The sequence below is a fragment of the Rhodobacter capsulatus genome, assembly GCF_052363175.1.
Classification (GTDB): domain Bacteria; phylum Pseudomonadota; class Alphaproteobacteria; order Rhodobacterales; family Rhodobacteraceae; genus Rhodobacter; species Rhodobacter capsulatus_D.
Window position 1 is genome coordinate 95,599 of the sequence record NZ_CP198945.1, and the last position, 12,807, is coordinate 108,405.

At 59.9% G+C, this 12,807-nt stretch carries 10 protein-coding genes and 3 pseudogenes; 6 read left to right on the plus strand and 7 right to left on the minus strand.

Going from position 1 to position 12,807, the window contains the following annotated elements; genetic code table 11:
- Nucleotides 1–19 precede the first annotated feature (19 nt).
- The 5 genes and pseudogenes from ACTTAI_RS00600 to ACTTAI_RS00620 all read left to right on the plus strand — a co-directional run bounded on the left by ACTTAI_RS00600 (nucleotide 20) and on the right by ACTTAI_RS00620 (nucleotide 6,508).
- The gene (locus tag ACTTAI_RS00600) at nucleotides 20–823 is read left to right on the plus strand and encodes a hypothetical protein (protein ID WP_444451267.1); all 804 of its coding nucleotides are present in this window, start codon (nucleotides 20–22) and stop codon (nucleotides 821–823) included.
- 52 nt (nucleotides 824–875) lie between these two features.
- The gene (locus ACTTAI_RS00605) at nucleotides 876–1,532 is read left to right on the plus strand and encodes a hypothetical protein (RefSeq protein WP_444451269.1); all 657 of its coding nucleotides are present in this window, start codon (nucleotides 876–878) and stop codon (nucleotides 1,530–1,532) included.
- Nucleotides 1,533–2,233: 701 nt separating this feature from the next.
- Nucleotides 2,234–3,851 (plus strand): annotated as a pseudogene (locus ACTTAI_RS00610) (type IV secretory system conjugative DNA transfer family protein).
- 315 nt (nucleotides 3,852–4,166) lie between these two features.
- Complete coding sequence (locus tag ACTTAI_RS00615) at nucleotides 4,167–5,297, plus strand: Fic family protein (protein ID WP_444451271.1); 1,131 nt, start codon at nucleotides 4,167–4,169, stop codon at nucleotides 5,295–5,297.
- Between the two features lie 653 nt (nucleotides 5,298–5,950).
- The gene (locus tag ACTTAI_RS00620) at nucleotides 5,951–6,508 is read left to right on the plus strand and encodes a hypothetical protein (protein WP_444451273.1); all 558 of its coding nucleotides are present in this window, start codon (nucleotides 5,951–5,953) and stop codon (nucleotides 6,506–6,508) included.
- A gap of 128 nt (nucleotides 6,509–6,636) precedes the next feature.
- Here the strand turns inward: ACTTAI_RS00620 and qatD are convergent, their stop codons facing one another.
- The 6 genes and pseudogenes from qatD to ACTTAI_RS00650 form a co-directional block, all read right to left on the minus strand.
- Nucleotides 6,637–7,392: a Qat anti-phage system TatD family nuclease QatD gene (gene qatD, locus ACTTAI_RS00625; RefSeq protein WP_444451275.1), complete on the minus strand. Its 756-nt coding sequence runs from the start codon at nucleotides 7,390–7,392 to the stop codon at nucleotides 6,637–6,639.
- Nucleotides 7,389–8,612 carry a Qat anti-phage system QueC-like protein QatC gene (qatC, locus tag ACTTAI_RS00630; protein ID WP_444451277.1) on the minus strand — a complete coding sequence of 408 codons (1,224 nt, stop codon included), beginning with the start codon at nucleotides 8,610–8,612 and terminating at the stop codon, nucleotides 7,389–7,391. The genes qatD and qatC overlap by 4 nt, the downstream gene beginning before the upstream one ends.
- Before the next feature lie 129 nt (nucleotides 8,613–8,741).
- A complete protein-coding gene (gene qatB, locus ACTTAI_RS00635; protein ID WP_444451279.1) occupies nucleotides 8,742–9,518 on the minus strand; it encodes a Qat anti-phage system associated protein QatB in 777 nt (258 codons plus the stop codon).
- Nucleotides 9,519–9,577: 59 nt separating this feature from the next.
- A complete protein-coding gene (locus ACTTAI_RS00640) occupies nucleotides 9,578–10,300 on the minus strand; it encodes a hypothetical protein (RefSeq protein ID WP_444451429.1) in 723 nt (240 codons plus the stop codon).
- 116 nt (nucleotides 10,301–10,416) lie between these two features.
- Nucleotides 10,417–10,683, minus strand: a pseudogene (locus tag ACTTAI_RS00645) (hypothetical protein); the annotation flags it as partial.
- Entirely contained in the window at nucleotides 10,680–10,949 is a 270-nt protein-coding gene (locus ACTTAI_RS00650) for a KAP family P-loop NTPase fold protein (RefSeq protein WP_444451281.1), read from the minus strand. The pseudogene ACTTAI_RS00645 and the gene ACTTAI_RS00650, both read right to left, overlap by 4 nt.
- A 436-nt stretch (nucleotides 10,950–11,385) precedes the next feature.
- Between ACTTAI_RS00650 and ACTTAI_RS00655 the strand changes: the two are divergent.
- Nucleotides 11,386–12,520: pseudogene (locus tag ACTTAI_RS00655) on the plus strand (IS3 family transposase).
- 44 nt (nucleotides 12,521–12,564) lie between these two features.
- On the opposite strand, the gene ACTTAI_RS00660 reads toward ACTTAI_RS00655, so the two are convergent.
- The gene (locus ACTTAI_RS00660; protein WP_444451283.1) at nucleotides 12,565–12,795 is read right to left on the minus strand and encodes a hypothetical protein; all 231 of its coding nucleotides are present in this window, start codon (nucleotides 12,793–12,795) and stop codon (nucleotides 12,565–12,567) included.
- Nucleotides 12,796–12,807: the final 12 nt, after the last annotated feature.

Here is a 12,807-nt window from a genome sequence, read left to right on the forward strand (position 1 = left end):
ACTTCCTCCGAAGGTGATCATGGACGACGATCTTGACCCCGCCGGTTCTCGGCCGAAAGAAACCTATGCGCTGCACCTGACAATGAGCGGGGCTGAGCAGAAATTCACCGACCCGGTTGAGGCTGGCGCGGCCTTTTTCCGCGCTGACCCGGCCGAGCGCCCCTACGTTTTGCATTTGGAAGACGGCAAGGCGCGGCGGATGGCAGCCACGCATGTGATCCGAGAACCGGGGTCTGAGGAGACGTTCGGAAAATCCCTTCCCGACTCGCATGCATCGGACGGTGCATTCCGGACGGGATATTTCAACGCGATGGAAGCTTCGCTCTCTGAACGGCTTTCCAAGATCTCCTGGGATGGGCCCGATGTAGAAAACGCCGTGCGCGGCGACAGGCGTCTTGTTTCCGATCTTGAATCCTTGGCGCGAGCTGAGCCAGAAAAGGCGGCAGATCTCTGGTCCACTGCGACCGACCTTGACCCTCCCGGCCCTACCCTGAAGAACGCGGTGCAACTGGCCGAGGCGGGGCGGATGACCGAGCAGGAAGACGCGGCACCCACCCGCGCGCCGGTGACCCTTGCGGCGGGAGAATGGGCGCGCACGGATCAGTCCGTCGATCTCCGCCCGGCTGCCATCGGGACGGAGGCGGGGATTCACACCGGCTATGAGGCGCTCCTGCCAACCGGGGAAAAGGAGCGTTCGCATTCCGCCCGCACCTTCGAGACCGCAACCGAGGCGTTGAAATACGCCTATGAATTCTACGAAGGCGGCGGGCGGGTGGAAGCTGCGGTTGCTCGGGACGCAGCCGTGTCGCGAGGCCGCGGATGACCCGGCGCCGATCCCGAAGGGGTCTTGATCACGCACGAGGCTCGCCCCGAATTTGCCCGCCCCGAGGCGGCGATCTATCTTAAGCGAAGACGCCCAGTTGGTTGTGAGTTTCGACCGCGACACCGCCACCCGGGCACTTGCCGAGCAACTCGTCGAGGATCCCGCGTTCCGAAAAGCCGTTGGGGCGCATATCTCCGATGTGACAGCCACGATCGGAACAGGGCGGTTTGTGGACGGGGAAGGATCGCGGGGCTTCCTGCCAAGCGAGTCTCTCGCCCTCATGACCTTCGATCGCGCCGGAGAGCCCGAGGTCATCGCAAGGTTCCCCGATGACAGCCCCCTCAGCCAGACCTTGGCCAAGCATCTTGCCGAAAATCCGGTCCTCCTGCGCCAAGTCGCGGACCGCGACGCACAGGCTGAGAACGGGCAAAGCCCGGAAAAGGCGATTTCGGCCTGGGTGAAGGAGGTCGGCACACAGATCGACCAACTGCCCAAAGCGGTGCAAACCGACTTGCGGGCCGAGATGAAGGAAATCGCCGCCGAAGCCTCTGCCGCTTTCGGGGCAGAACGCGACCGGAGCGAGTCCGCCGTTTTGGAAAAGGCGGCACCGGATCAATCCGACGTCCGCGAGATTGCAGCGCGCCACAAACGCGACCTCGGTGAAGAAGAGGGCCGCGAGCGCGCGTCAGACATTACGGACCAGATTTGAGCGGGCTGCTCGGGGATCGAGACCGCCCGCTCGATGCGGTGTCCCGAGCCGGATCCGCTTCTTTCCACCCTTCATAAAATGGCGGCGTTTCAGAACCAACAGGAGCCGGTTTCATTTCGGACGGAAGAGCAGGCAGGTGCCTTTGGTGCCGATCTGCGCGCTCGCTACAGCGAGAAGGTGCTCGAGGATATTGCGCAGGGCCGGACCGACGCCTTGGCGAAGGATTTCGCGGAACCCTCTGCGCGCGAGGCCGCTGCCAGGCGATCCTCTTCGCAGCGAAGGAACATCCGCACTCGGCGTCACTGTGCAGGAGCCCGAACGCGCCGAGCGCCGTCTGGAAACCGACCGAGCGGAACACACCCAACCCGCCCCGATCCGCAAGCTCGAACGCGAACTGGAGTTCTGATCGTGCCGCGTATTCTCCTTTTTCTGCCGCTCGGACTTTTCGCGGGGTTGATCGTCGGTCTCATCGCCGGGGGCGTGGTGCTGAACTTGATCCTCGGCCGCGACCCGAATGCGACCGGCATCTTCGTGCTTGTGAACGAATTTCCGGGCTTTGGGCGACTGCTGACCCCGCCTTGCTTGTCCCATGGCAAATCGTCGGGAGCGCCACCGTTGTCTTCGGTCTTGCTGCCGCAGCGATGTCGCTGCGCCAGCAGCTCACGGAATATGGGCAGGCGAAATTCCAGAACCGCCGGGAGATGCGCAAGAACGGTCTTTTGCAGGCGCTTGGCACCGGGCTCGTTTTCGGCAAACTGGGGGCGCCGCGGAAATCCGCCCCCTATGTCAGCGCGACCTTCGAGAAGTTTCCGCATTGTCTCGTGGTGGCGCCGACCCGCGCGGGCAAGGGCGTGGGGTATGTGATCCCGAACACGCTTCTTTTCAACGGATCCTGCGTGATCCTCGACGTCAAGGGCGAGATCTTCGAGGCGACCTCGCGCCACCGCAAGGCCCAGGGCGACGAGGTCTATCGCTTCGCCTTTCGACTTCGAACACCCGACGCATCGCTACAACCCGCTCGAGCGCGTCGCCCGCATCGAAAACCCGAACAACGCTATACCGAGCTTTCAAAGATCTCGGACTATTTCTGACCGTCTCCGACAAGGGTACGGCGGGCGATTTCCTGACCGAGGGCCGAGAGCTTTCGTCGCGGCAGGGCTTCTGGCGATCGAGCGCAATCGTCCAACCATCGGCGAAATCAGCCGCATCCTCTTTGGTCAAGGCGCAACCTCCGAGGTCTATGCCGAGCACGCGCTTGAGGTGAAACACCCGAATGCCGCGCAGACCTTCCGCAAGTTCGCGGGCTACTCCGACCGCACGCTTTCCTCGCATGCCTCCGTTCTCGGCGGCGCGGGCATGACGCTCTGGAACAACCCGGCTGTCGATCGCGCTACGGGCGGCAACGACTTCTCTTTCGCCGATCTGCGCAAGCGGCCGATGTCGATCTATGTCGTGGTCAATGCCGATGACATCCGCACACTGGCACCGCTTGTGCGGCTCTTCTTTGGCGAACTCATCGCCACGATGCGCGCCACGATGCCTTCGCCCAAGACCGAGCCCTGGCCCGTGATGGTGCTGCTGGACGAATTCGACCAGCTTGGCCCGATGCCGATCGTCGAACAGGCCCTCAAGCAACTTGCGGGGCATGGGGCGCGGGTCTCGATCATCACCCAATCGATCCCCGGCCTCGACAATATCTACGGCGAGAACGTCCGCCTGTCGCTTGAAGCCGCCGCTGGCATGAAGCTTTATCTCGCCGCCAACGACAAGAAGACCGCCGGAGAGATTTCCGATGCGCTCGGCAAGACCACCAAGCTTGCGGTTTCCGACAGCCTGTCGCGGGATCGGGATTTCGTGCAGCGACGGTCGGTCAGCCGCCGCATGGAGGAGCGGCCGCTTCTGACCCCGGACGAGGTGCGCCGCCTCAGCCCCGATCAGGCGATCCTGATCCCCGAACGGCAGAACCCGCTTTTGGTCAGCCGTATCGTCTATTTCGAGGATCCGACGTTTCTGTCGCTCTTCAATGCGCAAACCGGGCCTCTGCCCTATCCCTCGCGCGACAGCGCCAAGGTGCTCGGGCTTGTCGAGCGCATGGAGGCGCTCGAACGTCGGCTCGCAGGTCTCGGCAAGATCGACTACCCCACGGCTCCCGAACTTGCGCCGCCCGCCGCGGTTCCGAAGGTTGCAGAAACGATTGCCTCCGGCGGAACGGGCGCAACCAAGGAAACTGCTGCTGAGATCGGGCTCGAAGCTTTGACCCCATCGCAGGAAAACGCATTAGCGCGGATGGCGAAGTTCTCGAAGCGGGTCTCGAAATGACCGGGTGAGGCTGGCAGCGCTTGAGTGCGAGAAGCATTGGCCCACCGTGTCGAGTCTACCTTATCTCACGTAGGATGTACGTGGCTGTGCACCGCAGGTTCAACGATGGAATCCGCAGCTTCGGTTTCCAAGCCGAAATCGGTCGCATCCATTTGGCAGCAGAATTCGTCAGTGAGCTGTCGTCAAAATGGATTGCTGACAACCCTCTATCGGCCAATGCGCTTGATGTCAGGATCGCGCCAAATTCTGTTGCCTAAGCATCTTGGCGTGTCTACCCTAGCATCAAGCAAGTTAGGCAACAGAATCGGGGCAAAAATGATCGCCAAAACCTATGATCTCTCCGATGCCGTGACCTACCACTCAGGCGAGTTTCCCCCGACCGCCCTCGACTATGAAGCCTTGCTTGGGCCTGCCGAGGATACCGCGGCTTCCCTCGCGCGATACGACGCCAAGATGTCGGGCATGGTCAACAGCGAACTCTTCCTCGCCCCCCTGCGTCGCCAGGACGCCGTGACCTCCTCGCGGATGGAGGGAACGATCTCGACCATCGAAGAACTCTACCGGCTCGAGGCAGAGGAGGACGCGGGCAGCACCGATCCCTACCGAGACGCGCGCAACGACGATGTCGAGACGTTTCTCTCGCGCGCGCTCCGCAATGCGAGCCAGGCCCTTGCCGAGGGGGAACCGCTCAGCGAGCACCTCATCCGCACCGCACATCAGCAACTTCTATCCTTCGGTCGGGGGGCTCCGAAACACCCGGGCAGTTACAAGACCGAACAAAACTACATCGGCGACGAAAGGCGCGGCAAAATCTACTATGTCCCGATCGCGCCCGAGCACCTCGCACCGGCGATGACGGAACTCGTGCGTTTCATGACGGAAAGCAAGCTGCGGCCTCTGATCCGGATCGCCGTGGCCCATGTCGAATTCGAGGCGCTGCACCCGTTCGAAGACGGCAATGGCCGGATCGGTCGGATGCTGATTACCCTGATGCTCTGGAAGCTTGGCATTCTGGGACAGCCAAACTTCTTCGTGTCCGGCTACTTCGAGGCGCATAAGGACGAATACATCGAGCGGATGCGGGCCGTCTCTGCCAAGCGCGATTGGACGGGCTGGGTCATCTTCTTTCTTCAGGCGATGCATGAGCAGGCCTACGTCAACATCCGAACGGCGGATGCGATCTTCGGGCTGCACGGCGCCATGCGCGAACGTTTCCGGGAGGTCCTGAATTCGCAGTTCCATGATCAGGCGCTCGATTTCGTCTTCGCCAGTCCGATTTTCCGCAACGACCGGTTCGTCGAGCGATCCGGGATCCCCGCCTCCTCGGCCCGCGCCCTCTCTCGCCGCCTCGTCGAGGCTGGCTTGCTGCGGACCATCGAACCCGCGTCGGGACGCCGGGCAGCGCTCTATGCCTTCGATCCTTTGCTAGATCTCTTGAAAGTTTGATCCAGAGCCGACCGACGGTGAGGGCGGAAACCGGTGGTTCGCTGCTGGTGCGCACTGTCCCTGGCAATTCAGAGCATACTGACATTCATCCGATCCTTGCATAGGGGTAATCCGCTGCACTGCCGCGAGGCGCACCGAATCTTTTGCGGACAGTCGCCCTGAATCAAGATGATGGGGGTCAATCCGCAGATCGCAATCCATCGGAGCGGCCTTTTCAACGTCACAGCCCTCGACACCTACTTGCCCCCTCGCTATTAGAGGAATATCATACATTCTTAATTTAAACGGGGAGTTGCGGCCAGAATGATGGGGCAAGTTTCGAAGATTGAGGCTGCGAGACGACAGATAGATACGGCAATCGAATTGTATTTCTCGAATGGAGATTTCCTCTCCATCTATTCTATCTCATTCGCCGCGCACCAAGTTCTGACAGACATTTACAAACACCACCAAGATGATGGTTTCTTGGAGCTTATGTCGCAGAAATTGCCTGCCGACTTCCGTAATTCTTTGGCAAATCCAGCAAACTTTTTGAGCACGCTGATCGGGACCATGAAGCTTGCCTGCCTGAGATAAACTACGTTCAGATTGAAGCTGTGCTGTGTGTCGCTACCATTCTCTACAGAAGAATTTCAGGAGACCTTACACTCAAGATGAAGGCATTCGACTATATCCTTGAAGAGCAGGCATACGAGGCGATTGGTGTTGAGGAAGTTGACACGAACATAGAGCGCATCAAAGCGCATGCTGCTCGCCGGGAGAGACTAAGAAATTTGCCTGAAACGGAAATGCTTGCTGAGAAATCGAAGATGTATCAGGCTTTCGTGGAAGCATTCCCAATGCTTGAGGCCGTTCGGAAGAAAATGGAAATAGAAGGATTAAGCGCAGTAGATTTACTGGACATGCTCGACAAGGTGGGTGAGGCCCATGGGGCTCGAATCCGATTAAATTCCGCTTTAGAAGACTTGAGGCACCGGTTTTTTCCTGCACCGCCTCCCTCGGCAAATTGCGGAGGCTCATTCAAGCCTACACCTCAAGAGCAGCGAATGACTGTTCCATCCGAAAAGTGTGAGCTCGTCCTTGTCTTGGCTTCGCAACCGCGGGCGATTGGCCGGTCTTGGCGAGCTGCACCGCAGCGGATGGTGATAGGGCGGACGTCAGCTAATGGGCCGGGAGGGTCTCACGACGTTGCGGCATGGCGACCGCAATAAGCCTGGAAAAGCGGTCATCCGTGCGCGGCGCAGCGATCACCCAATCCGAGTCCCGTGACAGGGTGGTAAAGCTAAAGGATGGGCGGTCCATATGGGAGCGCCCCCACCCGCGGCGAAGTCGATGTAAACTAGCTCAACAGTTCTCTCAGGTTCGATAGCAGCACCGATCGCATATTCTCTGCGGTGAATCCGAAGACCTCGGCAAGTTGAAAGACGGTCTCTTCGACATCGCGCGGACGCACCGTTCCTCGCGGAGTTTCCACGAAAGGGCCGTCCGTTTCCGTCAGCAATCTGTCACGTGGCAATGAGGCGACCAATATCCGATGCCGCTCGGTTCGCAGCATCGCGGCATTAATCGAGAAATAGCACCCCATTTCGACGGCCCGCCGCGCCTCCGCCTTGGTTCCTGTAAACCAGTGCAAGACTGCCTTCGAAGTATCGATAAACTTGGTGGCCTCGAGCGCCGTGAGCACCTTGGCGACGCTGCGGACACTGTGAAGTGACGCCACCTTGCGCCCCTGCTCGGCGCTGGCCCGCAGCATCCGGTCAAGGACCTGCTCTTGCTCTTTCAGATTCCGATAGAACCGCGGCCCCGCGTCGAGGCCGATCTCTCCGATGTAACGAGCCTCCGGCAAGTATCGCTCGAAAAGTGCTACCTCGTCAGCCCGTTCCGCAACGAGCTGTGGATGAAGACCAAGGGCAACCCGTACCAGCCGAGACTGCGCTGCCATCTCTTTGTTCCGTGGCCATGCCTTCGGAGTGGTCGTCACTGCCAATGTCGCGACTTCAGCTTGGTCACACTGCTGAATGAGGGCAGCATGATCCGGGTAGAGATCGAGATGGCAGTGGAAATCGACCCAACGCGGCCCCGTCTCCTTTGTCATAGAGGTCGCGCTCGAACCCCGCAGAGCAGCGCCTCCACTTCAGCAATGCCCGTGCGATAGACCTTCTCGTAATCAGCCAACCGATCGGGGTGATCGATCAGTGGGCCTGGGAGGTAGATGTCGAGCCTCGCCTTCGCGGGGCGCTTACGGAGTCGAGCAATGGCACGCTGGAAGGATCGAATATGCATTCCTTCCGCCTTGCTGCTATCTAGGTCGCGCGCCTTCAGATCCGGGATTGAGTAGTCGGTTGAGTCATTCCCGAGGCCCGCAAGCATGGAAGCCCGGCGAATGAGACACGGCACACAGTATCCGCAATGCCTGGGCGCTTCGCCCTGCCAGCGTGCCTTCGCAGGCGAAGAGCAGGACATGGTGTTCGCCGCCTCCTTGGCGATGAAAGATTGGGCGCGACATTCGCGGATCATCTCACCCTTTGTCTTGAATGCGTAAGGATTAACCAGCTTCACTTTGAGACCGAGCGCGACCAGCAGCTCATTGAAACGCGCCATATAGTAGGGGTGTGTCGTCCGAGTGCTGAGAGCACCGAGACGCAATGGATCCAAGGGCACGTTCAGAGAAATGAGACCGTTCTCCGGGACATGCACGATCTGGTCGCCGCCCAATGCGTCAGCCGCCAAGACAGCGAGGGAGAAAAAGAGGAAGGATCTGCCCCGCAGCGTGTTTTCGGAGCTGCCAGTGCCCAAAACGTCATGGCCGAAACCAATTCGAGCGCGGACATGCCTTATGCCGAGAGTGCTGTACTGCCCCTCGAGGGCTTCCCTGCAATGTGTCTGCGATTTGCTCGTTTCGCCGTCCCAGTAATGGCTGATTAGCAACGGCGCTTTGCCAACCGAACAAAGATCTATGGCGCCGATAAAGCTGTCCAGTCCACCGGAGAACAAGCAAACCTCCAGCGCGGAACCTAGGCGGAGCTTCGACGTCGGGGCGGATAACTTCGAGTAAGCACTCGGTCTGGCGCGGAATTGCAGCGTCCATCGATCACCGGTGAGAAAATTCAGCATTTTCGCCAGCAATGGCTCGACTCTTCTCCAGAGAACGGGATCGGACACCGGGACATCAAGACCTAGTTCACGGCTCCATCCATCCTGCGCATGGGCGTCTCGTGAAATCCGAGTGTCCGCAGCGGTCAATGCTACAGAGATGAGTGACAAATCTATCGCCGTCTCCGATGGGACGATGCCAAGATCGGCCAAGTCGTCCATCGCCTGGCCTAGTCAAAATCAAGTCGAGCATCTGCGTCGAGCATATCGAACGGATAGGACGTATCGTCGGCCGAAGTGGAAGACGGTTTGTCTTCTGGGCCGAGCTTGAGGGTGATAACTTGGCGCCCTTCATTCAGCTTCTCCCATGAGGCTAATCAGCTCGAACCCAGCTTCGTAAATGTTGTCGATCGTGTTCATCATCTCCGCGTCCGAGTGGACCGGCCCATCTAAAAGGGGTGCCAAAGCCCCTCTGGTGTGACCCGCGACGAAATCGTGGAGCTGTTCCTGCATGTCCTCCATAGCTTCGACGCTGGCAGAGCGTGCCATCCCGCGCGTTGCCATGTCGGTGATGATCCGACCTTCGATGGAACGGATGATGAAATCCAAGAAGAACTCCCGACGTTCGGCGTCCGACATGGCTCCGAAGTCGTTCATCCCTGCATCGGCAAAATCGGAGATCGCGTCCAGCATCGCCTGCCGCGCGATGGCCTCATCCAAAGCTCCGCCGGGCGGACAGATGAAATCCAGGAGCGCTGTGAAGACTTCCGAAGCCGGCCGGGATGCCAGAGACCCGAGTTGAATTGCTGAAGAGCGGTAGCCGCTCGAAGCTCTCCACATTTCGCACGAAGCCCAAGAGGCGAGCGCCCGCCGACCGCGAAGCGCCCATGCGCCGAGCGGCGCCGCGTGCGCCCGTCCCAGAACGCACATAGCTGGACAAAGATTTGCCCAAGTCGCCGCGATCTCCGGTCTGGGCGAATTTGTTGAAGCTTCTCCTCGCACTTCGGAAGTTGCCTGAATCTGCCGGCACGACCTGGGGCGCGCTCGGCTGTGCCGATCCATCAGGAGCAGAGGGAGCCTCCGACGGCGGCTGCCCCGGTGCTGGAGCTGTTGCCGGTGAGAGGTCATCCGCCCAGCTTGGCACCAGTCCAACACTGGGTCCGCCGAAACGTGTCGAGGTCCCCATGTCAGACGCGCCTCACGCGTGGCAACGACTTTGAAGCTTTCGCGGCAGATTGCAGGGTCTTGTTCTCGGATTGCTTCGCCTGTTCTTTCACGAGGTCAAAGCGATCAATCCAGTTTTCCGACTGCAGCGCCTTAGACCAGCTGGATACAGCCCAAGTTCCGATGCGCCCGGTCGGCAGTGCCTCGAGAAGCTCTACGAGGCGCCCCTGCAATGCGGGGTGAATTTCCACTAGCAGTGCCAACCCATCGACGCCGTCCGGTTTCTTGGAGGGTTTGTCTGAGGCGAGGATGTTGTCACGCAGCGCATTGAATACCGTCTCGGGCTCCATCCCCGTCAGCTTGCTTACGTCTTCGGCGCTTTGGGCGACCGCAATGCGACCGGCCATCAACTTTTCGATGATAGCCTCCAGGTGCTGATGGGCGGCAACGGCGGACAATGCGCTGCGTTTGTCCCGGGTAACGAAGACATACGGCCGCAAGTCCTTGCCTGCCAGCTTCGGCTCAGTCTTCGCCCAGCGAACGATCCACTCGCTAGTCAACCATTCACCGACCTCGGATGGAGGCTCGACTGGCTCTTCGTCCGCGGCCGACACGGATTGTGCCGAACCACTGACTTTCGCATGACCCTCAAGCGCCTTGATCGCTTTTGGAGATCCGTTGATATCACCGGCCGCGAGCTTCGCCAGTTCCCCATAAAACGAAGGCGCGAAACGCTCTGCGAGCATGATTTTCGCGAGGGTAGACCGCTCGATGTCGTCAGCGATCCACGTTCTTCTGCGATCGCCTCGCGCAGCATCATCGTATTGAGGAAGCGCTTGATCTGCCGTGGGTTCCCGTGCGCGCCCTCGCTCAGCACCGCACTGACTTGGGCGCTTATGGCCAGGGCATTATCAATGGGAGCCGGTAACTTGCCGAGCTTCTCTTCAATTGCCGAGCGGTCGAGCCCCTGGATGAGCCACGGCTTCTTCAACTGGTCCCGCGCCGCGGAGATCAGCCGGGCAAATGTCGGATCGTCGCTTCCGAGGGCGTTCTCGGCTAGAAGCAGCGACACGTAGATGCGCGTCTCCGCCGCACCCAGTGCGGGAATGCGGAACGGGACCTGGATCAACTTCTCGAGGTAGTTTCTGGGTAGGTCACCGGACCCGAGGATGGCGGGAGGTCCGGGAAGTGGTCCCTCACGGCATACTCGATCATCGCCTCGTCGGCACCGATGATGAAGGCGGTGCGCTCGACGAACAGGAAGAGCCTGATCGCCTCCAGGGTGGAGATGGCGGTGCTCGGCAGGCAGCGATCCAGGTCATCCACCATGACGACCAGCCGTTTGATTTTAGCTGCATCGAGCAATGCTGCGAATTCTTCCCTGAAGGCATGCATATGTGCGGGGCCCCGTCCGCCTCTTCGGGAGCATCCTTTACAAATTCGCTGCTGTGCTCGCCCAGTCAGAGCTTCTCGATCGAGATAGCCTCGCCGGGATTGTCCACAAGGCCCTTGATCAGGCCTACCGCATCCGAGCAAGGTCCTCGGGACCGGAGAAGGCGGTCAATGCAAGCCCGCCCGTTTTGCGGGCGAGCTTCAGCCAGTCGATGCGTTTTCGCAGCTTAGTGCGCTTCCTTGACGCCTGCCATCTTCGGCCGCGCCCGGGTGAGTTCTTCCACAACGGTTTCAATGACCACCGTTTTCGCGTCGTCAAAGCCCTCGAAAGCCCAGCCATTGAACCAGACGCAGAGAGGTGGTTCCAATAATCTGAACAGCCGGGATAAGTGGATTTTCCGCGCAACAGCGGCATGATGCTGCAAGCGAGGAGAAGACCATGGCAAAACGACCACGCCGGAACCACAGCCCGGCATTCAAGGCGAAAGTGGCGGTGGCGGCGATCAAGGGCGAGAAGACCATGATCGAGCTGGCGCAGGATTTCGACGTTCACCCGAACCAAATCAAGCAGTGGCGAGATCAGTTGCTTGAGGGCGCGACAGGGGTGTTCGGGGAAGCCCGAAGGCTGAGACTGAACCGACCATCGATGTGAAGACCTTGCATGCGAAGATCGGAGAGCTGACGCTGGAGAACGATTTTTTGTCCGGCGCGCTCGGCAAGGCGGGTCTGCTGCCGAGCGCAAGAAGATGATCGATCCCACCGCGAAGCTGCGCGTCAGCCGCCAGGCCATCGTCTTGGGGATCAGCCGGGGCAGCGTCTACTATAAGCCCCGCCCGGTGTCAGACGCAGATCTGAAGCTGATGCACCGGATCGACAAATTGCACATGGAGTTCCCGTTCGCGGGCAGCCGGATGCTGCAGGGTCTGCTGGTCCAGGAAAGGTTCAAGGTCGGTCGATTGCACGTTGCAACGCTGATGAAACGCATGGGGATCGAAGCGCTTTATCGCAAGCCAAACACCTCGAAACCGGCACCAGGGCACAAGATTTACCCTATCTGCTGAAAAGCTGCCGATCACCCGGCCCAATCAGGTCTGGGCGATGGACATCACCTACATCCCCATGGCGCGCGGGTTCATCTATCTGGCGGCCGTGCTGGACTGGTTCACCCGGCGCGTCCTGGCATGGCGGGTGTCGATCACGCTCGAGGCTGATTTTTGCATAGAAGCTGTGGAGAAGCGCTGGCACGTTACGGCACGCCCGAGATATTCAACACCGATCAGGGCAGCCAGTTCACCTCGACCGAGTTCATCAAGGTGCTGGCCGCCCGCGAGATCAAGATCAGCATGGATGGCAAGGGCGCGTGGCGCGACAATGTCTTCGTCGAGCGCCTGTGGCGGACCATCAAATACGAGGAAGTCTACCTGCGGGCCTATACCAGCGTGTCCGAAGCCCGGGCCGGGATCGGTCGATACCTGAGCTTCTACAACACGCGCCGCCCGCATTCATCGCTTGACGGGAAAACCCCCGATCAGGCCTACTTCAACCAGCCGATGCCCGCAGCGGCGGCGGCGTAACCAAGGCGGAAAACCACTTAGAAAACGCCCGGAACCTGTTCAGTTCAACCGAGCCATCTCTTTTCGGCACTGACACGCTGTTCGACAAGGCGGGAAAGAATTGCTGCCAGCGCGTCGGCGTCAATATCCGTGTCGAGAGTGGGCTTCGTGTCGAGCGGATCGTTGAATGTGCTCGGGTCAGCAAAGAATACCTGATCCGCGACCAGCGCATCGAGTGTGCGGTTGCTGAAAGTACGGTATTTGTAGAGCCTCTCCGGAATTTTCCTCTTTGCCATTTCCGTCACCCT

Excerpts from the sequence above, each read along its gene's own strand:
- ACTTAI_RS00640 (WP_444451429.1), bottom strand. The coding sequence starts at position 10,300 with ATGCTCGCAGAGCGTTTCGCGCCTTCGTTTTATGGGGAACTGGCGAAG.
- ACTTAI_RS00620 (WP_444451273.1), top strand. The coding sequence starts at position 5,951 with ATGAAGGCATTCGACTATATCCTTGAAGAGCAGGCATACGAGGCGATT.
- ACTTAI_RS00650 (WP_444451281.1), bottom strand. The coding sequence starts at position 10,949 with ATGCATGCCTTCAGGGAAGAATTCGCAGCATTGCTCGATGCAGCTAAA.
- ACTTAI_RS00600 (WP_444451267.1), top strand. The coding sequence starts at position 20 with ATGGACGACGATCTTGACCCCGCCGGTTCTCGGCCGAAAGAAACCTAT.
- qatC (WP_444451277.1), bottom strand. The coding sequence starts at position 8,612 with ATGGACGACTTGGCCGATCTTGGCATCGTCCCATCGGAGACGGCGATA.
- ACTTAI_RS00660 (WP_444451283.1), bottom strand. The coding sequence starts at position 12,795 with ATGGCAAAGAGGAAAATTCCGGAGAGGCTCTACAAATACCGTACTTTC.
- qatD (WP_444451275.1), bottom strand. The coding sequence starts at position 7,392 with ATGACAAAGGAGACGGGGCCGCGTTGGGTCGATTTCCACTGCCATCTC.
- qatB (WP_444451279.1), bottom strand. The coding sequence starts at position 9,518 with ATGACCTCTCACCGGCAACAGCTCCAGCACCGGGGCAGCCGCCGTCGG.
- ACTTAI_RS00615 (WP_444451271.1), top strand. The coding sequence starts at position 4,167 with ATGATCGCCAAAACCTATGATCTCTCCGATGCCGTGACCTACCACTCA.